This is a genomic window from Pseudoalteromonas sp. APC 3250, assembly GCF_030407915.1.
GTDB lineage: Bacteria > Pseudomonadota > Gammaproteobacteria > Enterobacterales > Alteromonadaceae > Pseudoalteromonas > Pseudoalteromonas tetraodonis.
The window spans coordinates 23159-45859 of record NZ_JASDCM010000015.1 but is presented as its reverse complement, the minus strand read 5'-3'; the positions used below and the strand labels follow the sequence as shown (position 1 = coordinate 45859).

23 protein-coding genes and 1 tRNA gene are annotated in these 22701 nt (G+C 40.5%); 14 read left to right on the top strand and 10 right to left on the bottom strand.

Features of this window, described 5'->3' with window-relative positions; genetic code table 11:
• Nucleotides 1–9 precede the first annotated feature (9 nt).
• Nucleotides 10–1284, bottom strand: coding sequence for an HDOD domain-containing protein (locus QL986_RS14505; protein ID WP_024601950.1), 1275 nt, complete (start codon nt 1282–1284; stop codon nt 10–12).
• Between the two features lie 267 nt (nt 1285–1551).
• Here QL986_RS14505 and QL986_RS14500 point away from each other — a divergent pair, with 267 nt between their 5' ends.
• Both QL986_RS14500 and QL986_RS14495 read left to right on the top strand, forming a co-directional pair.
• Nucleotides 1552–2118 carry an alkylphosphonate utilization protein gene (locus QL986_RS14500; RefSeq protein WP_024601949.1) on the top strand — a complete coding sequence of 189 codons (567 nt, stop codon included), beginning with the start codon at nt 1552–1554 and terminating at the stop codon, nt 2116–2118.
• Nucleotides 2119–2253: 135 nt separating this feature from the next.
• Nucleotides 2254–3060, top strand: coding sequence for an META domain-containing protein (locus tag QL986_RS14495; protein WP_290191662.1), 807 nt, complete (start codon nt 2254–2256; stop codon nt 3058–3060).
• 371 nt (nt 3061–3431) lie between these two features.
• On the opposite strand, the gene rlmJ is transcribed toward QL986_RS14495, so the two are convergent.
• Nucleotides 3432–4271 (bottom strand): 23S rRNA (adenine(2030)-N(6))-methyltransferase RlmJ, encoded by an 840-nt coding sequence (gene rlmJ, locus QL986_RS14485; RefSeq protein WP_010391717.1) that lies wholly within the window; start codon nt 4269–4271, stop codon nt 3432–3434.
• Between the two features lie 238 nt (nt 4272–4509).
• On the opposite strand from rlmJ, the gene QL986_RS14480 reads away from it, so the two are divergent.
• The 9 genes from QL986_RS14480 (at nt 4510) to QL986_RS14440 (ending at nt 11761) form a co-directional block, all read left to right on the top strand.
• Entirely contained in the window at nt 4510–4740 is a 231-nt protein-coding gene (locus QL986_RS14480; protein WP_008113449.1) for a hypothetical protein, read from the top strand.
• Entirely contained in the window at nt 4740–5045 is a 306-nt protein-coding gene (locus QL986_RS14475; protein WP_010391716.1) for a cell division protein ZapA, read from the top strand. The genes QL986_RS14480 and QL986_RS14475 overlap by 1 nt, the downstream gene beginning before the upstream one ends.
• A gap of 55 nt (nt 5046–5100) precedes the next feature.
• Nucleotides 5101–6120, top strand: a complete 1020-nt coding sequence (locus tag QL986_RS14470; protein ID WP_054202645.1) for an MBL fold metallo-hydrolase — start codon at nt 5101–5103, stop codon at nt 6118–6120.
• A gap of 56 nt (nt 6121–6176) precedes the next feature.
• On the top strand, nt 6177–7625 hold the full coding sequence (locus QL986_RS14465; protein ID WP_290191661.1) for a transglycosylase SLT domain-containing protein: 1449 nt from the start codon (nt 6177–6179) through the stop codon (nt 7623–7625).
• A gap of 66 nt (nt 7626–7691) precedes the next feature.
• The gene (locus tag QL986_RS14460) at nt 7692–8180 is read left to right on the top strand and encodes a peptidylprolyl isomerase (protein WP_024601945.1); all 489 of its coding nucleotides are present in this window, start codon (nt 7692–7694) and stop codon (nt 8178–8180) included.
• A gap of 21 nt (nt 8181–8201) precedes the next feature.
• Nucleotides 8202–8930 carry an SDR family oxidoreductase gene (locus tag QL986_RS14455; RefSeq protein WP_290191660.1) on the top strand — a complete coding sequence of 243 codons (729 nt, stop codon included), beginning with the start codon at nt 8202–8204 and terminating at the stop codon, nt 8928–8930.
• Nucleotides 8927–9766 (top strand): amidohydrolase family protein, encoded by an 840-nt coding sequence (locus QL986_RS14450; protein ID WP_290191659.1) that lies wholly within the window; start codon nt 8927–8929, stop codon nt 9764–9766. The genes QL986_RS14455 and QL986_RS14450 overlap by 4 nt, the downstream gene beginning before the upstream one ends.
• 48 nt (nt 9767–9814) lie before the next feature.
• The gene (locus QL986_RS14445) at nt 9815–11377 is read left to right on the top strand and encodes a S41 family peptidase (protein WP_036956723.1); all 1563 of its coding nucleotides are present in this window, start codon (nt 9815–9817) and stop codon (nt 11375–11377) included.
• Between the two features lie 3 nt (nt 11378–11380).
• Nucleotides 11381–11761 carry a hypothetical protein gene (locus tag QL986_RS14440; RefSeq protein ID WP_013466013.1) on the top strand — a complete coding sequence of 127 codons (381 nt, stop codon included), beginning with the start codon at nt 11381–11383 and terminating at the stop codon, nt 11759–11761.
• Between the two features lie 51 nt (nt 11762–11812).
• Here the strand turns inward: QL986_RS14440 and QL986_RS14435 are convergent, their stop codons facing one another.
• From QL986_RS14435 to QL986_RS14420, 4 genes are all read right to left on the bottom strand, one after another.
• Entirely contained in the window at nt 11813–12988 is a 1176-nt protein-coding gene (locus QL986_RS14435; RefSeq protein ID WP_010391702.1) for a mandelate racemase/muconate lactonizing enzyme family protein, read from the bottom strand.
• 27 nt (nt 12989–13015) lie between these two features.
• Complete coding sequence (locus QL986_RS14430; RefSeq protein ID WP_013466014.1) at nt 13016–13783, bottom strand: class II aldolase/adducin family protein; 768 nt, start codon at nt 13781–13783, stop codon at nt 13016–13018.
• 134 nt (nt 13784–13917) lie between these two features.
• Complete coding sequence (locus QL986_RS14425; RefSeq protein WP_010391700.1) at nt 13918–14241, bottom strand: c-type cytochrome; 324 nt, start codon at nt 14239–14241, stop codon at nt 13918–13920.
• Between the two features lie 172 nt (nt 14242–14413).
• Nucleotides 14414–14953 carry a DUF2058 domain-containing protein gene (locus QL986_RS14420; RefSeq protein WP_010391699.1) on the bottom strand — a complete coding sequence of 180 codons (540 nt, stop codon included), beginning with the start codon at nt 14951–14953 and terminating at the stop codon, nt 14414–14416.
• Between the two features lie 194 nt (nt 14954–15147).
• Here QL986_RS14420 and QL986_RS14415 point away from each other — a divergent pair, with 194 nt between their 5' ends.
• Entirely contained in the window at nt 15148–16296 is a 1149-nt protein-coding gene (locus QL986_RS14415) for an MFS transporter (protein ID WP_024601941.1), read from the top strand.
• Here the strand turns inward: QL986_RS14415 and QL986_RS14410 are convergent.
• Together QL986_RS14410 and QL986_RS14405 are read right to left on the bottom strand one after the other, a co-directional pair.
• Nucleotides 16263–16763, bottom strand: coding sequence for a prolyl-tRNA synthetase associated domain-containing protein (locus QL986_RS14410; protein ID WP_024601940.1), 501 nt, complete (start codon nt 16761–16763; stop codon nt 16263–16265). The genes QL986_RS14415 and QL986_RS14410 overlap by 34 nt on opposite strands.
• A gap of 1 nt (nt 16764) precedes the next feature.
• Nucleotides 16765–17151 (bottom strand): hypothetical protein, encoded by a 387-nt coding sequence (locus tag QL986_RS14405; RefSeq protein ID WP_024601939.1) that lies wholly within the window; start codon nt 17149–17151, stop codon nt 16765–16767.
• A 165-nt stretch (nt 17152–17316) separates the two neighbouring features.
• Between QL986_RS14405 and QL986_RS14400 the strand changes: the two genes are divergently transcribed.
• Nucleotides 17317–17392 (top strand) — tRNA-Ala (locus QL986_RS14400).
• A gap of 180 nt (nt 17393–17572) precedes the next feature.
• Here QL986_RS14400 and QL986_RS14395 read toward each other — a convergent pair.
• On the bottom strand, nt 17573–18820 hold the full coding sequence (locus QL986_RS14395; protein ID WP_024601938.1) for a glutamate-5-semialdehyde dehydrogenase: 1248 nt from the start codon (nt 18818–18820) through the stop codon (nt 17573–17575).
• Nucleotides 18817–19923, bottom strand: a complete 1107-nt coding sequence (gene proB, locus QL986_RS14390; RefSeq protein WP_013466019.1) for a glutamate 5-kinase — start codon at nt 19921–19923, stop codon at nt 18817–18819. Before proB ends, QL986_RS14395 begins: the two co-directional genes overlap by 4 nt.
• Nucleotides 19924–20785: 862 nt before the next feature.
• Between proB and QL986_RS14385 the strand changes: the two genes are divergently transcribed.
• Entirely contained in the window at nt 20786–22645 is a 1860-nt protein-coding gene (locus tag QL986_RS14385; protein ID WP_013466020.1) for a sodium:proton antiporter, read from the top strand.
• The last annotated feature ends 56 nt before the right edge of the window (nt 22646–22701 follow it).

Below are 22701 nucleotides of genomic sequence, written 5' to 3'. Positions count from 1 at the left end.
CGTTTTGCGTTAGTCTTGTTCAATAATGGTGGCTAATAACTCATCCGCATATTGGCGCGCATCTAACATGGCTGTATACACCAGCTCTATATCTGATGCAGGGCGAATAGTCTCTAGCAACTTTTTAGCCAATTGCCAGTTATCTTCTTCTACTGCTTTTATTAAATGTAATGAGTTCCCCATCATGCCATCAAAACTTAAAAGTGCACCAGATAACTCAGCCCCTAAACTAAACTCTTTGGCAATAGCTTCCAGTTCCATATCTAAAATAGCATCAAGCACCGACATCAAGCCGACTAAATAGCCTTGCTCTGCAATAATCTTTCCGCCGGGCTCTAAAATCAATTGCATAAACTGCGCTCTACATAAACCTAAACGAGTAAGCTCACTAGGTTTGTCTGAGCCAAGTTCGCTCAGCGCCAGTACTCGTACAAACTTTCTAATAGAATCTTCCCCTAAATACACAACCGCTTGTGGAATTGACGTAATCACTAAATTTTTATTAGCAGAGCGGGCATTAACTAGTTTGAGAACACGTGCGGTTAAACCCACATCTTTAGAAATACGTTGATTAATTTCGTTAAAATCCAAGTCAGGACGAGATGTGCAGCGCAATAAATCAAAAACCGCCATTTTTAACGGCTCAACATTACCGTAACTGAGCATTTCTGGCCGTGCAAAAAAGAATCCTTGAAAGTAATCGCATCCAGCTTCTTTAAGCTGCCTAAATTCGTCATAGGTTTCAATTCGCTCTACCACTATTTTAACCTCAGGGTGATTGCGTTTGAGCTTTTTAAGTAGCATGGTGGTTTTTATTATAGGCTCTTCTACTTCAAGCTTTATATAATCAACCAAACTGAGCAAAGGTTGCCATTTTTCATGCGCGTCATAATCATCTAACGCAAATACATACCCTGCTTTTTTTAGCTCAGTTACTCGTTGAGTAACAAGCTCGATATTTTCAGTACGCTCAACAATTTCAATTACAGTATTTTCAGGCTGCAATAATGTAGGTAAATCCTCTAAAAGCCCTTCGCTAGATAGGTTTATAAACACGGTCTGATTAAGCGCCAGCTTTTCCACCCCAACCAGCATTAACGCATTAAAAAAAAGTCGCCCAGTGGCCTGCCCGTCGGTTGTTCCCGCAGGAAAGGCATTATTAACTGAATCGCGATAAAGTAACTCAAAGGCAAAAATGCTTCTATCAGCATGAAAAATGGGTTGCCTAGCAATATATTGAGTGACCAAAATAGATGAATTTTTTACGTCTGGATTATTTGGCATTACCCTTCCTGTTTTGCAGTGATGTAAGCGTTATTTTTATTGTTATACCTAACCAGTATAGTGAAACTTTAAAGACTTGCTGCAATTTTAATTCGAATAAAAAACAAGCGACTAAGCCTAAATTTATATTCTTAAAATAAAAACCTTTATTAACCTTATTTTTTATAAGGTTTTGCTGCTATCAGCCGCTCTGAGCATACCCAAAGGTTATGGTTATAAGGTATAATGCGATTATAAATTTTTTATAAACTCACAAGAGCCCCTAATATGAGCATTGAACAAGCCTTAATAGAGCGTAGCAACAACCAATGTGAACTCTGCGCAGCAACAGATAACTTAACTGTATACGAAGTACCTCCAGTTACCGAAGCTCATTCAGATAAATGCATTTACACCTGTCAAACATGTAAAGATCAAATTGAGGGCACCCGCGATTTAACTCCTACTCATTGGCATTGTTTAAATGACAGCATGTGGAGCCAAACACCGGCGGTACAAGTTGTTGCTTATCGCATGCTGACACGACTAGCAGCCGATAATGGCTGGGCACAAGACGCACTTGATATGATTTACCTTGAAGAAGACACATTAACATGGGCTCAGCAAGCGCTTGCTGAAGATGATGATATTAAACACATTGATAGTAATGGCGTAGTGCTACAAGCTGGCGATACCGTCACCTTAATAAAAGACTTAGATGTGAAAGGTAGCAGCTTAACTGCAAAGCGCGGTACTGCTGTGCGCAATATTGGCTTAACTAGCAACCCAGAACATATTGAAGGGCGTGTTGATGGACAACGTATTGTAATTTTAACTAAATACGTTAAAAAATAAGTAACGAATCAAGGCGCCAAGCGTCTTTTTTTATATCTCAACTTTCTGTATTGGCTGTATTTACAAGTTAAGCGATGATTAAGTAACTTAGCCGTATGCTACTGTTTATATCCGTAATTATATCTAGGAACTGTTATGTTCTCACCAAAGCCAAACTCAATCTTAAAGTCGGTTGCAGGCCTATGTTTTTTAGCAAGTGGCACACTTATGCTGAGCGCATGTAACGATGACGCAGCGCAGCAAAATAGTGCTGTGGCGCAAACAATGACCACCTTACCTGTGCAAGTTAGTTACTTAGATCGCAGCCTAATTGCGCCTAATTCACAGCTAACCGTTACCTTGGTTGATGTGTCAAAAATGGATGTGGCAGCAACGGTTATCTCTGAGCAGGTAATTGATTTAGTAGGCGCACCGCCTTATAAAGTAGAGCTTGAGTATAACCTTGAAAAGATTGACCCAACTCACCGCTATAGCGTGCGTGCAACCATTAATAATCAAGGAAACTTGCTATACACCAGCACAACGAGTAACCCGCCTTTTGATAATACGGCCTCATCAGAGCCTTTAGAGATTATTGTTTCAAAAGTAGCGCCAAAGCCAGACGTTGACTTAGTAAACACCTACTTCAAAGCAGTTTCAATCGACGGCAACCCTGTTGTAGTGAATACCAAAGAGCCATTTATTCAGTTTAATAGTGATAACACTGTACACGGCTTTTTAGGATGTAATAACTTTAATGGCGGTTATGAAGTATCGGAGCAAGCAGTGACTTTTACGCAGTTAGCTACCACGCAAAAAATGTGTCATGACAATATGGAACAAGAAAGCGCGATGGCGGCTGTGCTTCAGGCAGCAACGCAATGGCAAATTAATGGTGAAAAATTAGTATTACAAAATGAGGCAGGCAACCAACTTGCTACCTTTAACGCTGTTTACTTTTGATTAAGAACGTAACAATACCCCACATCTAAGCAAATAAATAAGCCCAGTTAAACTAGGGTCTGTTGATTTTTCAAGGTTAAATTTGCAGCAGTCTGTTTGGTATTTAGGCAAGGCAGAGCCTATGTGGTGTGGTTATTCCCCATAAATAGGCGATAACGCAGCATCAATGCCAAACAGGCGCTGCCCGAAGGGTTCTGATTTACTCTTTGTTGCCTACATGGATGTAGGTAAGGGGCGTGAGCAGGACGCGGAAGCTTTGCTCGGTTTTTACTTAGCCCACTAGGTTACAAACCTCGCGCCGCGATTAAACCGCCCCTAGTTTGAACAAATTTTAATCCGCAAAGGTCAACAGGCCCTAGGCTTATTTATTTTTATTCGGCGACTAGCTGCTCGCTACGGTAAAAACCACTAGGCTTACTCAACAAGTTTACTAGTTCAGGTAACACGTCATCCATCGTTTGTTTCAGCTTCCATGGTGGATTTATCACTATCATTCCAGAGGCGGTCATACCATGTACTTCTGTATCTGCTTCGGTACCTAATTCAAATAATTGAATATTTTTAATTCCCGCGTCAATTAAACCCTGCTCCATATTATCAATACGTTCTCTGTCCACAACCGGATACCAGATCATATATGTACCCGTCGCAAAGCGTTGGTGGGCTTTGACAATGGTTTGTACTACCGTATTGTAATCGTCTTTTATTTCATAAGGTGGGTCTATTAACACACAGGCTCTGCGCGAGGCTGGCGGTAATAAACCAATTAAGCCCGCAAACCCATTTTCGCCGCGCACTCGAATAGAGCGCTTACCTTGCATGTTTTCTTCAAGTAATACCAAATCTCGCGGATGCAACTCAAAAAACCAGCCCTTATCTTGGCGGCGTAAAAAGTGTTCGGCGATTTTTGGTGAACCTGGGTAAAAAGCCAGAGACGAACTTTCATTAAACGATTTTATTAATTCAATGTAGTCGTTTAAGGCACCGTGCTGACTGGTATGTTGCCAAAGTTTTTCTATGCCATCTTGGTACTCTTGGGTTTTTTGCGCGTCTGGTGCTGCCAGCTCAAAAAAACCAGCACCCGAATGCGTATCGATATAGTCAAGCGGCTTATCTTTTATTGTTTGATAACCCAGCACTTGCGCTAACACTAAATGTTTAAGTACATCGGCAGGGTTACCCGCATGAAAGGAGTGTCTGTAACTAAGCATTATTTATTTTCGCCATACGCTGTTTAATAAAATTAGTGAACCATAAAGCACACTGCTTTGGCAATCGTCACAGCAAAAGCGGGTGTTTACGTGAACCATTTCTGAATGAAAAAGCCAATAGCATGAATTATCCCTTAACATAGAATAAAAATCACCTAAAACCAGCGTAAATGCTGGCAAATAAACACACTTTGCTTTACATTTGCATGACATTAATTACAGTTATATGAGCGCATTTATGAACAACAATACTCTTCAACAACTCGAACAACTGATCGACCAACTAATTACCCGTAATAATCAGTTGCAAACTGATATTACAGAGCTTAAAGAGCAAAACAGTAAACTGCTTGATGAAAATGAGTTATTACAGTTAGAAGCCCTTGAAAATGAAGAAAAACAAAAAGATGCAAGCACCACCTTGTCGTCATTATTAGATAAATTACAAAGCGCACAACAGGCAAGCTAATGTCTGAGCTGCAAAACCAGCGAGTCACTGTTGAATTGCTTGGTAAAGAGCAGCAATTTGCTTGTCCGGCTGGGCAAGAAGAGGCACTAAAAGCGGCCGCCAAAAATCTGAATGATTTAGTTGAACAAATGAAACAACGTTCAACTGTCAGAAACGATCAAAAGGCATTACTTATGGCTGCTTTGAATTTAAGCCACGAATTGCTTGAAGCAAAAACTCAAAAATCAGTTGAGCTTGAGCATCAAGATCAATTGATTGATAAGCTGAGTCAATACTTAAGCTCAAACTCTGAACACACTAAATAAAAGCGCATTTTGCGCTTTTATTGTTTTTACCGTCAAAATATAATTAGAGAAAAAGATGCAACCACTTTTAACTAAAGCTCAAAAAATAGGTAAGTGCTTACTCCCTTTAATCTGCCTATTTATACATACAAAAAGCAATGCAGCAGTTGAGTGGCAATCGTTATCGGCTAATATTCAATTTATCAAGCAGCCAGATAGGTTACGTTTTTACGACTCTAATCAAGTGTTAATTCAGGGCAGTGAGTGTGCCTTACTGGTAGATGCCAGTGGTAACTTTGCAGCAGTAGAACAACTGGTTACCGAACTAAAACAACAGCTAAAGACGCCTTTATGTTACTTAGTTGCCACTCATTTTCATGACGATCACTTGCTGGGCATGGCGGTTATGCAGCATTACTTCCCAGACGCAAAACTGATTTCTCACCAACAAGTCGCTAACGACTTTTCGCGTTATCAGCAAGCATTAACAGATAAGCTAGAGGGGTTCGAGAAAAGCATTGAGCTGAGCTATCAGCGATTAGCCACCTTACCCGATGCAGAGCAAGCTCAATGGCGAGAAAAGCTCACTCGCGCTAAAACACGCTTATTTCGCTGGCAGAATTATCAACTAACACCACCAAAAATGAGTATTAGTGAGCCTAAAACATTAGATTTAGGAAATTATGTATTAACTATCAACCCGCATCAGGCACATACTAATGGCGATCTAACACTGCTTGCCGACAAAGGTAAAACCTTAATAGGTGGTGATATCATTGACTGGCTTCCCTACCCTGGGCATGGCGAGCTTAAACAATGGCAAAGTTTATTAAAAAAATATATAAATAATAATTCGCTGTCACTTTTTGTTCCTGGCCATGGCAATTTAGTCGATAAAGTTAAATTAAAACAGTCACTCACGTTTTTAGAAGCAATTACGGAGCAGGTTAAAAATAACCCTGAAGCCAGTATTGAGCAATTACAAAAAAAATTCCCAAGTGAAGTACTAAAACCTTACCAACAAGAACCACTTGATATAAAATCAAGTAACTTATTTTTGCAATCGGGATTACTTCGCGCTAAAAACAGTCAATAACTGAACACAATGGATTGTGTTAAAATATGGAAATATATTTTTTAAAAAGGAACAAAATGCGTCACCTGATCTTATGCTTTGCCATTGTATTGCTATGTAGCTGTAAAACCACACAGCCAGAGATCATTGCGCCTGTAGTCCCTGCACCTGTAGAGCAAAAAACCGCACAATCAAACACGCCGAACTCTACAAACACCAAAAAAATCATTAATAAAAAAACAATACCTAAAGCCCTAAAAGTAACTCAACCAACTGACTTATGGGCACATATTGCTGATAACTTACATTTACCGGTTGAGCAAAATCAGGCGTTAAAGAAACGCATTAACTGGTATTTAAAACAACCGAATTATTTAAAAATAGTGTCTCGCCGTGCAGAGCCTTTTTTATATCATATCGTAAAAAAAGTAGAGCAAAAGCAGCTCCCTATGGAACTGGCATTACTGCCATTTGTAGAAAGTGGCTTTAGACCTACCGCCCGCTCAAGTGAGCACGCTGTGGGTGTGTGGCAACTGGTTGCAGCAACTGCACATCATTTTGGGGTTAAATCAGATCAATGGTACGACGGACGCCAAGATGTATTGGCCTCAACCGATGCAGCACTAGATTACTTAAGCTATTTACATAAACGTTTTGATGGTAATTGGTTGCATGCACTTGCGGCCTATAACACCGGTGAAGGCCGAGTTAAACGTGCTATAAAACGCAATCAAAAACGAGGGAAGTCAACTGACTTTTGGGCACTAACCCTACCAAAAGAAACCGCTGACTATGTACCAAAACTATTAGCATTAAGCTATTTAGTAAAACACCCTAAGGCAAAATTTAAACGCCCAAAGCTTCCTTATAAAGCACTGACCACCTCGTTAAATGTGGCAAAACAGTTCGATTTTTCAATTATGGCCAAGCTCTCTGGTATGGGTGTAAAACAGCTACATGCTCTTAATCGGGGTTATTTAAAAAACCAAAGTTCCCCCCATGGCCCGCATACTTTATTGCTTCCTATTGAGCAACAAGCTTTACTAAAAAACCGTTTTTTTAAAGCCAATTTTGCAGGCGAATACATAGTCAAAAAAAATGACACACTATACGGTATTGCTAGGCATTTTGGCTTGCCTTTAAAGGCACTAAAACAGCTCAATAATAAGCAAAATAACTTTATTGGTGTTGGCGAAAAACTTATTTTAGGAGAGCCTCAAACGTTACCTGAATCGCTCACTATTAACTATAAAATAAGCCCTTACCTGGAACAAAAAGAGCCCGTCATTCCAACCATCGAGGTAGATTACCACGTTAAACCCGGTGATAACCTGTGGAATATAAGTCAGTTTTATGGCGTTGCTCATAGCGATTTAGCACGTTGGAATAAGTTATCAGCATCTAGCGTATTAAAGCCTGGGACTCAGTTAGTTTTATTTATACCCCAAGCTGCGACACCTAAAACCACACCGGCTAAAAAAGATCTGTTACTCGACTTACAAAATACATTAAATCATCCCCGTTAAGTTTCTAAAGCGCAGTATTTCGCGTAAAATTGCTTTTTAATTTATTTAAATCTTAAAGAGACATGCATGCAAATCAGTAAAAATTCGGCCGTTGAATTTCATTACACCCTTAGCGAAGCCGGTGAGCAAATAGAAAGTAGCCTTAACGACGCGCCATTAAGTTACATTCACGGCAGCGAAGGCATGCTACCCGGTTTAGAAACCGCACTTGAAGGTAAAACTGCTGGTGATAAATTTAGCGTAACGTTATCTCCAAGTGAATCATACGGTGAGCGTGTTGATGACTTAATTCAGCGCATTCCGCTTAAGCACCTTCAAGGTGATGTAAAAGTATGGAAACCAGGCATGACTGCTATGGTGCAATCAAACCAAGGTCGCCACCAAGTAACCATTGTAAAAGTAGGCCGCTTTAATGCTGATTGTGATTTAAACCACCCATTTGCTGGTAAAACGCTGACTTTTGATGTTGAGGTTGTCTCAGTTCGAGAAGCAACAAACGAAGAGATTTCTCACGGCCATGTTCATGCTGAAGGTGGTTGCGGCCACGCACATTAATTGCTAATTAAAGGAACAAGTATGTCAAAAGTTGCAATAGTAACCGGTGGCTCTAAAGGCATTGGCTTTGCTGTGGTTCAGCGATTATTAACGAGCGGCTATCAGGTTCATAACCTAGATATTGAACCCAGTAAGAGTGGTGTTTTTCATCAATGTGATGTTAGTAATGTAACCGTCGTACGCCAGTGTATACAGGCTATTATTGAAAAAACACAACGCATTGATGTACTTGTTTCAAATGCTGGCAAGCACCTAAGTGCCACAATTGAGCAAACCGATGAAGCGACATTCGATGCGTTAATGGCACTGAATGTTAAAGGTGCGTACGCGGCTATACAAAGCGTATTACCAGCCATGAAAGCACAACAAGATGGCGCTATTGTGTTAATTGCCTCAGATCAGGCCATTATTGGCAAACAAAACTCATTTGCTTATAACCTGACTAAACATGCATTGGCTTCGATGGCTAAAACCACCGCCTTAGATTACGCAAGCTTTAATATTCGCACTAATGCCGTGTGTCCTGGCACCATAGAAACGCCATTATTTCATAATGCGATTGATGCATACTGCAAAAAAAGTGGCGCAAATAAGGCAGATATTGTTGCCGAAGAAGCTGCTTTACAACCACTTAATCGTTTAGGCCAAGCCGATGAAGTTGCAGCACTGGTAAACTTTTTAGTAAGTCCAGAAGCCAGCTTTATTACCGGCAGTTTGCAACGCATTGATGGCGGTTACACAGTGCAATGAGTACTAAAATTATTGACCCGCATGTGCATTTTTTTAATTTGCTGGAGGGTCAATACACCTGGCTGCAAGGTGCTAACCCACCCGCTTGGCCTAACTTAGATAAAATAAAACAACCGATTAGCGTTGCTGAACTAATCAAAAGTACGGACTTTGAACTCGTTGGTTTAGTGCATATAGAAGCTGGCTTTGATAATGAGCAACCTATTAATGAATTAAACTGGTTAGCAAAGCATATAAAAAGGCTACCTTACAAAGCGATTAGCTTTGCAACAATTAACCAGCCAAATAACGGATTTAAACTAGCACTTAAACATCTAAAACATTCATCCCTTGTCGGCATTAGAGATATCACTGAAGGTCATGATGCCACGCGCTTATTGAACCCTCATTGTCTCGATAACCTGCGCCACTTGAGCCACTTAAAACTGCATTTTGAAGCGCAATTTGAAATAGAAAACCTCAACATCACCGAGCAACTTATTTCTTATGCCAACCAAGTTAGTGACTTACAAATCATCATTAATCACGCAGGGCTTGCACACAACCTTGCTAACTGGGCAACTGCAATTGAACTACTTGCAAAACAGCCTAATGTTGCGATGAAGTTTTCAGGCTTTGAATTACTAATGCTTAATAGCGAGCAGCAAACCCAATGTTTAACACATATTTTAAAGCATTTTGGTATGCAAAGAGTGATGTTTGCCAGCAACTTCCCCGTGTGCCAAATTAACATTAACTACAATGAGTTATGGCATCATTATCGCAGCCTATGTAGCGATGAGCTTACATGGCAACATTTGAGTTACAAAAATGCAGCGCGACTCTATCAACTCTAAATAAAAACCGCTATATTTAGCTCAACAGTTTAAAAAACGAGCATGCGTATGGCCATTTTTAATTCATCTTCTCTCAAATACACATTACTCCCTTTTTCGCTAGCCACTTTATTAACAGGTTGTGGCGGTGGAGGTAGCGACAATGCGACCAACCCAACAACAGACAATAGCGGCTGGACTTCTGGTGTATTTGCTAGCTCAGGGCAATTTAAAGGTCAATGCCAAGCAATTAATGAAAAAAACTGGCTACGCTCTTGGAGTAACGAAACCTACTTATGGTACGACGAAATTATTGATACTAATCCGGCATTAACGTCAGGCGTCATTGATTACTTTAATACTTTAAAAACGGAGCAACTGACTGAGTCGGGTGCGAAAAAAGATAACTTTCACTTTAGTTTGCCAACCGATGAGTGGCAAAGACAAAATCAATCAGGCCTAAGCTTTGGTTATGGCTTTAATATAAAAATAATCGCTGGTAGTGCGCCGCGCCAAGCAATTGTTAGCTATACCGAGCCAAATACCCCTGCTAGTAATCAAAATATTATTAGGGGCTTTGAGCTTTTAGAAGTTGATGGTGTTGATTTTATTAACACGACCTCATCAAGCGAGGTAGCTATTATTAACGCAGGTTTATTCCCAGAACAAACAGGTAAAGTTACCGAATTTGTATTTAGGGATATCAGCACTAATGAAAATCGCATTGTTACGCTCACATCTCAAAATATCGAGTCGCAACCAGTAATGAACGTACGTACTGATTTAGCAAACGGCGATGTGGGTTACTTTCAATTTAATAGCCACAACGCGATAGCCGAAACGCAGCTTTACAACGCCTTTAACCAACTCGCTGCCAGCAGCATTAAAGATTTAGTCATTGATGTGCGCTATAACGGCGGTGGTTTGTTACAAATGGCCAGCCAAGTAGGCTATATGGTGGCAGGTAGCAATACCCAAGGCAAAATATTTGAACGCACTATTTTTAACGATAAATACCCCAATACCAACCCTATCACAGGGCAAACACTGACCCCCATGCCCTTTACAAATCGTTTTGTCGGGTTTGAAAATAACCCTGCAATAGCTGCAGGCACCCCATTACCAACGTTAAATTTAGATCGGGTATTTGTACTCACCACCAGCAGTACCTGCTCAGCCAGTGAGGCTATAATTAACGGGCTGCGCGGAGCCGATGTTGAAATCATTCAGATAGGGGCTGGCACCTGTGGTAAACCGTATGGCTTTTACCCAACCGATAACTGCGACACTACTTATTTTACCATTCAATTTACTGGCGAAAATAACAAAGGTTTTGGTGAATATTCAGATGGCTTTGCACCGCAAAATACCATTGATAATGCGCGCCAGCCCGTACTTATTGCAGGCTGTGCTGTTGCCGATGACTTTAGCAAACGCTTAGGTGATGCAAGTGAAGGCTTACTTAATACCGCACTTAGTTATAGAGCAACCGGCAGTTGCCCAGCCCCAAGCTCAATAAATAGTGTTCTCGGTTTTGCGCCCACTATCGCCACCGATATGCCTGAAGTAAAAGACGCGCGAATTCAGACTGTACTTAAACAGAATATTATTCTTAGTGATAACATGAGATAAGCAATGAAGATTTTATTAGCAATAACTGCAATTTCGCTATTTTTAAGTGGGTGCTTAGCACAAAGCTCAGAGCCCACACCTAAATTGCAACATGCGTTACTAATTGAGCCTAATAGCGCTAAAGTAGCCGACGCAATTGCGCAGCTGCTGCATAGCTCGCAGGTTCAATTAGCAGACGATGTTTTTGTCACCTCAAGCACGGTTACCCTTGAGCAACTTAATCATAAAGATCCTCAGGGCAACCCTATTTTGGGCAAGCAACTTAATATGCCAGATCAATTTGAGCTCGTGACTAAGGGAGAGCGCTGTTTTGTTCGCCACCTTGATAGCAAAGCAACCATTGAACTAAAACAAGTACTTTGTAAAATAAACCCACAGCGATAAAAAAGCCGGTAAGTGACAACTCACTTACCGGCTATTCCTCAACAGAGTAAACTATTTTATTTCTACGCGTTGTGAGCGCATTACAATTTCATCGTTAAGCTCAATCCCAAGACCTGGTTCTTCTGATACTTCAAAAAAACCATTTTTAGGTTGTGGATCTTGTAAGCATAGCTCTCTATTCCACTTTTTAATCGCGTAAGTATGATGCTCGTGAATTAAAAAGTTAGGGATCGCTGTTTCTAAGTGCAATGATGCCGCCGTTGCAACCGGCCCTCCACATACGTGTGCCTGAATACGCACATCAAAAATATCAGCGTAATCACATACTTTTTTAGTTTCGGTAAAGCCACCACATAAGCCGATATCTGGCTGTAGTACATCAATACTTTGATCTTCTAAATAAGGACGTACCCCCCAGCGGTTATACAAGCGCTCGCCGCCTGCAATAGGCACAGCCACTTTGTCAGCCACTTTTGCATGTAATGAATGGTTTAAGTAATTCACCGGCTCTTCAAAATACATACAGTCAAATTCTTCTGCAATTTCACCAATTTGAATTGCCGATGTCGCCCCTGGTAAGCTATGACATTCAAAAATAATATCTACTTCGTCACCCACGGCCTCTCGAATAGCCTGCATACGTGCGCGGTATAGTTTCATCTCTGGGCGAGAAATAATATTTGTGCGGTCGTAATAGGTGTTACCGTCTTTATCGTATTGAATTGGATCGACTTTCACCGCATCGTAACCTTCCGCCACCGCTTTTAGTGCCGCTTCTGCATATTCTTGTGGCTGTACCAGCGCTTTAAATTCACTGTCCCAGTCAAACTGCAGCTGTGATGCATAAGTACGCAGCTTGTCGTTAACTTTACCGCCAAGCAACTGATAAACCGGTAAACCCAATGCTTTACCTTTTATATCCCAAAGCGCCGTATCAATCGCACTCATTGCTGCGTAAACCACCGGCCCACCACCTAGACCCCAAAAACTTTCACGCAACATACGCGACCATAGTTTTTCAGTTTGAAACGGGTCGTGTCCAATTAAAAAGGCATCGGCCATTTCTTTGATCATCGCAGCAGCGGCACTGTGTCCTAAATCGTACGCAAGACCTGCTTCACCAACACCGCTAATACCTTCATCGGTATGAATTCGAACAAATACCGGCGTCCATGCAGGACGATCAGGGCAATGAATATCAAAGACTTCAACGCGATTTACTTTCATAAAAATTCCTTATTAACCTTCAGTGGGTTATTTTGCAAAACTAGGATCAAGACGATACGCTTTTCGTAACATGGCAGGCCATGCTAGCTGGCCCCCTGTACTGCCGCTGTGAACGACGTTCGCTTGGTTATAAATGTTATCAATAATAGCTTGAGGTACAGCCACCGCTTCTTGCGCACTTGATTGAATGGCTAACTGTATTTCACAGGCACGCTGAAGGTCATAAAAGCGCATAAACGCATCGCCTACCGTTGGGCCTACTGTTAAACCGCCGTGGTTGACCAATAGCATATGATTGGTGGTGCCTAAATCTGTTTGCAGGCGTTTACGCTCATCGTCATTCACCGCTAAACCTTCATAGCCATGGTAAGACAGAGACGGCAATGAAAACATCGAATACTGACTTAGCGGTAACAGCCCTTCTTTTTGTGTTGCAACCGCAATCGTTTCTTTGGTGTGCAGGTGTATAACGCAATGTGCATCCTCACGTACTTCGTGAATGGCACTGTGAATAGTGAACCCTGCAGGGTTAATATTAAAGGGTGTATCGTCAATAATGCGGCCATTTAAATCTACTTTGACTAAGTTAGATGCAGTGATCTCATCAAACGTTAAGCCAAAGGCATTCACTAAATAATGATCCGTGCCCGGTAGGCGAGCAGAAAGGTGCGTATAAATTAAATCCCCCCAACGAAAATGGTCAACTAATCGATAACATGCGGCTAAATCAACACGTAGTTGCCACTCTTGTTCTGATACTTTATTTTTTAAATTGAGCTGGGGTAAATCAAACATAACAAGCCTTTTAAAACACAGCATAGCGCTAGTGATTGTAGATGTTTAGAAGTCTAAATGAGTATTAGCATGATGGCAATCACCAAATAAAAAAGCCACACATAGGTGTGGCTCTTTTTAATTAGCGTTAACGGTTATTGTACTTTTGATAGGTAATCGGCAATCGCTTCAAATTCTTCATCAGTCACAGTCGCAACCATCGCTTTCATCGCCATAGACATACCGTTGTTACGAGCGCCTGACTTGATGTCTTTCATTTGCGCTACTAAATATTCTTTGTTTTGACCATTTAGTTTAGGGTACATCGCCATAATAGGTGCTTTACCTTCTGCACCATGACATGTTTGACAATTTTTAGCTGTGTAAAGTGCAGCGCCATCTGCAGCGGCTGCTGAAAATGAAAAACTTGCGGCTAAACCAATACCCGCGCCTAATAAAAGTGTTTTTATCTTGCTCATTGTATTTACTCTTCTTTTTACGGTTAAAAAAAAACGGTTGTGATTATTGTAGTCAATAAATCTTTAAAAAGCATACGTCCTTGGTAAGGTTTGACGATCAATCAGAACAAATACGTGTATCCCTCATAAAACACATACTAGCTTGCTTTAACTGAGCAGATACTTAATAGGCTTACCAAATAAGATCGTCTGGCACTTCAAAATCAGCATACGGATCGTCTTCATCTTTGGCTTTATTTTCAGGCTCAACATGAAACACAATATACTTTTCATCCACCTCAGCCACTTTACGCGCAGGCTCATCTTCTAATACGTAAAACTGACCTTCTAACACACAAATAGCTAAACGCCCGCCCGAGAGCGCCTTTTGCGTTTGCTCATTCACATCAAGCCCTTTCACTTTATTTTCATAAGTGAAGTTAAAGGTACGCTCACCGCGAATTGACTCTTGATTATGATGCTCTAAAATTTGCTTAACACGGGCGACTTGCTCGCGCTGCTTTAATTCTTCTTGGCGCGCTTTATTGAGCTCTTCAGCTTTTTGCTGCTGCTCCAACTTAGTTTGCTGAATATGCTTTTGTAAATCGTTCGGGTTGCTCGTCGCTCCCTTCTTTTGCTTTTTCTGTTGCTTGCGCTTTTCTGATTTAGCAACTTTAGCTTTATGTGATGTTGTTAAACCAGCTTGGAGCAATTGCTCTTGTAGTGACCCCATGGCGTGTTCCCACTAAAAACGAATATTAATGCTATTTTAATCACCAACGAGCGTAAATAACAGCGCTATTGGTATTAATCTAACAAACTACTGAAAACAAAGCATGATTTAGCGCAATAAAGGTTAATTTATGAAAACCCTAGCAGTTTTGTATATAATGCAGCTCAACTAATAAGCAATGTATATGGCAGTTAATGCGCTTACCTCACCTACTCATCTGTTCAGTTTTCATTTTTTTTGTTTTATACGCACCACAGCCATTATTAAGTTTATTTGCTACTGAATTTAATGTTGCTCCTGCTGTTGCAGGCAGCTTAATGACGGCCACTATGTTGCCTTTAGCTATTGCCCCTTTGGTGTATGGACTGTTTTTAGCTAAGCGAAACCCTTTATTGATATTACGCTTCGCTATGTTGTTACTGGGTGTGGGTTGTATCTTATTTATTTATGCCCCGAGTTTTGAATTACTTCTACTGGTAAGGTTTTTACAAGGACTGACTTTACCTGCCGCATTGACTGCCATGACCAGCTTTATTGGTATGAGCTATCAAGCCGATACATTACAAAAAAATATGACGCTATATATAGGTAGTACGATTGTCGGTGGTTATTTTGGTCGTGTATTGGCTGCGCTCTTTAGCGATGTTTGGTCGTGGCAGAGTTTTTATTACCTAATAGCAGCCATGCTGATTATTCTAGCGTTAAGTATTCCCCATAAACGTTTTAATCTCGTTAAATCAACCGAGGTTTTATCACCATTAGATTATATAAAACAACTTAAAGAGGGCTCTGCACTTAAGCTCTATGGTGCCATTTTTTGTATGTTTTTTTGCTTTGCAGCATTATTAAACTACTTGCCTTTTATTTTAAAAAATACCTTTTTAATTAATAACACGCGCGACATTGGCTTTGTTTATAGTGGCTATTTGGTGGGTGCTTTGGCTTCTATTTTCACTCCTTGGCTATTAAAAAAAATGACTTCAGCCTGGCGATTGTTGGCCGCGGTATTCGTGTTTTATAACCTCAGTATTGTGTTATTAATTAGTCATTCACTGTTGTTGTTTTTAATTGCATTCACACTCTTTTGTGGCGCTATGTTTGTAATTCATTCCACAGCGGCACCACTGGTTAATAAAATCAGTCACGCACCGCCAAGCGTTACCAACGGGTGCTATGTATCATTTTATTACAGCGGCGGCGCACTGGGCTCGTTATTACCTGGGGTGGTTTATCAAACTCATGGACAAACGGCGTTTATGGCAACATTACTCGCTGTGTGTTTGTGTGGACTAGGGCTTATTTTGTGGGCTCAGCGCGATGGCAAAAACATCACCCGCGGCTGATGCTCAGTAAAGTCAAAAAAACGCAGTAAATCAGGCTTAGTTAATAACCATGTTTGGGTATTTTCAAACGGGTGGCAATGAAATAAATCGCCAAACCAAATATCTTGGTCAAGCCAAAGCGTTACATCTCGTTGTTTGTCGTTCATTAAGCTGAGCATTGACACGCAACCAGGTGCAACCTTTAAGTACTTAGCCAAGCGCTCATTAGAGGCGAAGCCTAAGCGCGATAGCCCTTGCTGTTTAGCAAGTGACTTTAAATCCAACTGTTTATCATGCGCGGTGATCACTAAAAAATGACGCTTACCTTCGTTGTCTCGCAAAAATAGGTTTTTTAAGCGTGTTCCTGGGCGATTTACCATCAGTTCATCGGCATCTAAACTGCCATGTAGCGCTGGATGTTCTATTACGTCATATTCTATATTTAGTTGGGCTAACACTGCCGCTAGTTTTTGTTTATCCGCTAACATACTACAAACAACGCCCTCTTAGCTGCACACTTAAATCACGCCATAGTACTTCGTTTATTTCATGCTTATCTGCACAATAGTTACGCTGTGCTAGTTCTTTATTAAGAAACTCTACCGCTTGATCTTCTAATTGTAATTTTAAAACACTCGACTCTTCAAAATGCTCTTGCTCAGCAAAACGCTGAACATCACTGCGGGTTAGTTTTTTATTGACATTAATTTGCTCACGACTTTTAGCCTTTACAGAAACCACATAAGCAAAAAGCTTGTTACCTTGCTCATCAAGGGTGTCATAAAATTGTTTATTATTAATTTCGTAGGGCGGTTCATCTACTGAACTGGCACAACCAAAAAGGAAAATCATGAAAACTAACGCGTATTTTTTCATTATGTATTGTCGTTTTAGTAAATATTGAGCTCGAGTTTAACAAAAATTAGTTAAAACGGAAAAATTTGTGAAAAAATACTTGACCAAAATCGTAAAAATATTTAAAGTTCACCCCGCTTGAGACTCAGCACTTAAGCATTTACATTGTATGTAAATTAGGAATGTGGGGCTATAGCTCAGCTGGGAGAGCGCCTGCCTTGCACGCAGGAGGTCAGCAGTTCGATCCTGCTTAGCTCCACCACTTTCCTACTCTCTCCCCTAAGTAATATCCTTATTTTTATATTCTAAATAAATTTCTCTGTTAATAATTTTTTGCCCTGTTTTAATCTTTATGTTTGCTTAGTTGTTTGATTTTGCTAAATCGAGATCAAAAATGCCGAGCAAAAGCTCGGCATTTTTATCGTTTATTAGGTTGGGTAAGTTATTCGCGAACTTGACCAACACCATTAACTAAATATTTCTCAGTAGTTAGTGACTCAAGCCCCATTGGACCATAAGCATGCAGCTTAGTCGTTGCAATACCAATCTCGGCGCCTAAACCTAGTTGTGAGCCATCAGAGAAACGTGATGACGCATTAACCATAACAACCGATGCATCCACACTACGTTGGAATAACTCTGCCGCAGCATCGTTTTTAGTACAGATAACTTCGGTATGATTTGAGCCAAATTGAGCAATGTGCTCAACGGCTGCATCAAAGCTTGGCACTATACGAATAGCAATTTCTAAATCTAAATATTCTTCACCAAATTCGTTATCTGCAAGCACAGTGGCATTATCAAAATATTCAGCCGCTTTAGCGTCAGCATTAATTTTTACACCTTCTTGACGAAGTACAACTGCACACAAATTTAAAAACTCATCAGCTACATCTTGGTGTACCACTAAACCCTCAAGTGCATTACATACACCAGTACGCTGAGTCTTACCATTAAGTAGTAGATTAAGTGCCACTTCTAAGTCTGCATCTTTATCTACGTATAAATGACACACGCCTTTAAAGTGCTGAATAACAGGAATTGTACTGTTTTCTGTTACATAGTTAATAAGCCCTTCACCGCCCCGTGGGATAATTAAATCAATACTGTCGCGTTGCTGCATTAATTCCATTAGTAAAGCACGGTCAGGATCTGGAATAACTGAAATTAGCGCCGTTGGCAAACCATGTTTAGTAAGCACGCTGTGCATTACACTAGCAATGGCTTGTGAGCTTTTAAGCGCTTCTTTACCACCGCGCAAAATAACACCATTACCCGACTTAAAGCACAATGCACCCGCGTCAGCCGTTACATTAGGTCGTGCTTCGTAAATCATGCATACCACGCCCAGTGGTACACGCATTTTACGAATTTTAATGCCATTTGGACGTTCAGTGATATCACGTAACTGGCCAACCGGATCATCAAGTGAAACAATCACTTCGATACCTTCAGCCATCGCTTCAATGCGCTCATCATTCAATGTTAAACGGTCTATCATTGACGCTGCTAAATTATTGTCACGCGCAGCGCTTAGGTCACTTTCGTTTTCTTTGATTATAAATTCTTTTTGATCTCTTAATGCCGCTGCCATATCGGTTAACACGTTGTTTTTAGTCTCGGTATCGAGTAAAGCAAGTGTATGTGCAGCTTTTGCTGCTTGGCGTGATATATCCGTAATTAAACTCATGACTTCTCCAATAATGCGATATCTTTTTCTGAAATAATTGGTCCAATTGAATCCTGCATTTTTTCGCTGAATTCACTCTGTTCGTTGTCTGCAATAAAGTTTAACAAACAGCTACTGTAATTTGCTGTGGCTTTAGCTAAACGCGTACCATCTTCACTGCGAACTAAGATAGTATCGCCCACAGCAAACTCACCATGTACTTCCTTGATCTCATCGCCTCGTAAACAGCCGTCTTCGCCTTCTAGTGAATCATCAAATGACCCATCGACAACCACTTCACCTTGTTCATTTGCGGTATGTGTCATCCAGTGAATAGAGTCTTGCATTGGTTTTTCATAAGGCAAGAACACACTACCTGGATTTTCGCCCGCTAATAAACGAGTAAAGGTTTCTTCTTTAAAGCCGTTAATAATATACGTTGCAATACCATGTGATGTGGCTTTTTCTGCCGCTTCAATCTTGGTTTTCATACCACCGGTGCCTACTGCACTGGTAGCACATCCTGCCATAGCATAAATAGAATCATCAATTGATTTTATTTCAGGCAATAATACGGCATCGTCATGCAAATTTGGGTTTTTGTCGTACAGCCCATCTACATCTGAAAAAATCATTAATGCGTCAGCGTCAGCGGCAGCTGCCACCATAGCTGATAAGTTATCGTTATCACCCACTTTTAAATCATCTGTTGTCACCGCATCATTTTCATTAATGATAGGTAGCACGCCGTGTTCTAACAAGGTAAATACAGTTTCACGAATACTTTGATAGCGCTCACGGTCACGTAGGTCACCATGAGTTAATAGTAGCTGCGCCGAAGGAAAATCAAAGAAACGATCCCACATGGCCATCATTTCTGTTTGCCCTGCTGCTGCCATGGCTTTTTTCATAACAACTGAGCGCGGCTTCTCTGATGGAAATAAATGCGAGCCTGCCGCTACAGAGCCTGATGACACTAAAATAACCTCTATACCACGTGCGCGACAGTGAACGATAAACTGTGCGATGGTTAACAAGTAGCGTGAACGACAGCCATCTTGATCGGGTGCAATTAAGGCACTGCCCACTTTAAGTACGATACGTCGCCAATTTAACTTTTGCATAAATGCTCAACTTTCCATTTTATTTGTATTCATCACACTGATGAATGAAACCAGGTCGCTATGTTTAAAACATAACGTCGAATTTGTTTATCATTGCCCACACTTTTTTTACACACGCGTACACCGTCTCTAAAACCATTGTTTTAAATTGAGATGCAAAAAATAAATAGTATTAACCCAATAAAATTGGATTGTACTAACTAAAAAAATATAAAGTGTTGTTTATGTATCGCTGTAAAAAGCTGTGTGCGGCTTTTTTATTAACAACATACATAGAGCCTCTTAAGTCTGGTACACCAACAGATAGGGTGATGACTTAAGGACCGAGATTTAACCGCCACGATGGGGATTAAATATTGAAAGGTAATAATTCAACTCAAACTTTAATTTATATGCGTTAAGCAAATAAACACCTTGAGCAAAACTATACCAAAGAGTTCGGTAAATGATATTTTATGTTCGAACATTATAAAACATCGCTGAAACAATCACTAAGAGAGTTAAGATGTTTATATCTAACACGTTTACTTACTTAAACAACAAACTTTATTAGATAACTAATTATTCGAACACGAAGTATAATACGTTAAAATAGCCGCTTAGATCAAGGCTAAAATTAAAGCTAAATAGGTGATAACAGACAAGGCATGCACATTTTGCAATAGATATCATAAAGTTAGACTACTATAAATGGTAATTATAGAGACTATAACTTTGATAACACTCTCACAAAAGACGTTAACACTAAATAAATAAACATTATTTATTAGCTAAATTTAATTTACACGTGTATACCCACTGTATTACTGGTTGGTAACCGTTATACTTTTAAACATTATTAAAATTAAGGAGTTTTTACTCTATGTCAGCAATTTATATAGCCGGTATTGCACTGTGTTCAGTGTTAGCCCAATGGGTCGCTTGGGCGTTTAGAGTACCCGCTATTCTGTTTTTATTGCTTACAGGGCTTTTATTAGGGCCATTTAGTGGCGTATTAGACCCTGATGCATTATTAGGTGATTTACTTTTTCCTGTGGTCTCTTTGAGTGTCGCTGTGATTTTATTTGAAGGGTCCTTAACTTTACATTTTCGAGAACTTAAAGGGATCAGTAAAGTCGTCAGAAACCTCTGCTCTATTGGTATGCTTACAACTTGTATTGTTATTAGTTTTAGCGCCTATTGGTTACTCGAGTTAAATTGGCGAGTTGCTGCAGTACTTGGCGCAGTGCTTGTTGTTACGGGGCCAACCGTTATTGCTCCATTACTTAACTCGATGCGACCTACCCAGGATATCGATCGTATTTTACGCTGGGAAGGCATAGTAATAGACCCCATTGGCGCTTTATTTGCAGTGTTAGTGTTTGAAGCCGTAATGCTGGTTGGTCAGGGTGAAGTACTTAGCCACACTATCGTTGCACTGGTTAAAACCGTTGGCGTTGGTTTAAGTATTGGTGTGGTTTCGGGTTGGATCACGACGCAACTAATGCGCCGAGAATGGCTGCCATTTGAGCTACATAAGTTTGGTATTTTAGCGTTAGTGTTAATTAGCTTTTCTATTTCAAACCACATAAGCCATGAGTCAGGCTTACTGGCTGTGACGGTGTTTGGCATTTGGTTAGCTAATCAAGATGACTTGGAAATAGATTCGGTACTCGAGTTTAAAGAAGATTTGTCGATGATTTTAATCTCAACTTTATTTATTTTATTGGCCGCAAGACTACAACTCTCTGATTTAATGATGCTCGACAGCGACGTCTTTATATTTTTAGCTATTGTGCTATTTATTGCGCGCCCATTGTGTATTGCTATTTCAACCTTTGGTACAGACTTACCGATGAAATCACGCCTAGTACTTGCTTGGATTGCACCTCGCGGTATTGTTGCAGCAGCCGTTGGTTCAGTATTTGCGCTGAGTATGATGGAAGCGGGAGTGGCCGATGCCGAAAAAATGGTGCCACTCATATTTACTGTTATTATTGTTACTGTGGTACTGCAAAGCTTAACGGCTATCCCTGTTGCGAAACTACTTGGAGTGCGTCAACCATCCCCTAATACTATTTTAATCATTGGTGCAAACCATGTATCGCGTGCAATTGCACGTGGCTTAAAAGAGCAAAATATTCCTGTTCATCTATCAGATCCTGCTTGGGAGAACTGTAGAATGGCGCGCATGGATGGCCTGCCTTGTTATTACGGTAACCCGCAATCGGAGCATGCTGAACGTTATTTACCTTTAACCACGATTCGCAGTGTTTTAGCGCTTTCACCTAATCGCCACCACAACGCATTAGGGGTGCAGTACTTCTCTCATTTATTAAATGAAAAAAATGTATTTTCACTACGTTCCTCTTCTTCGCACGCCAAAGCAAATAAAGACAGTGCGACGTTTTTATCTCGACAAATTCTGTTTGGTGAAAACGGCGCATATGCACGCTTAAGCAGTGTTATTGCCAAAGGCGGTAAAGTGAGTGCAACACGTATATCTGAAGAGTTTAGCTGGCAGCAGTATTTAGAAATGAATCCTGAAGCGATCCCACTGTTTATTCTCAAAGGGGATAAAGACAGTGATGAAGACGCACCAGTGAAAATGAGGCCTTTTACCAGTGATATGGAAAAGCCACCACAAGAGGGTGAACGAGTAGTTGCATTGCAACCGCCTAAAATATCGCTATTAAAAGATCCGGCCAATAACAAAGCCAAAGACAATAAAAAAGACGAGTAATAACTAAAAAGCGAGAGTGCTAAAAAAAGCACTCTCGCTTTTTTATTTACAAACCT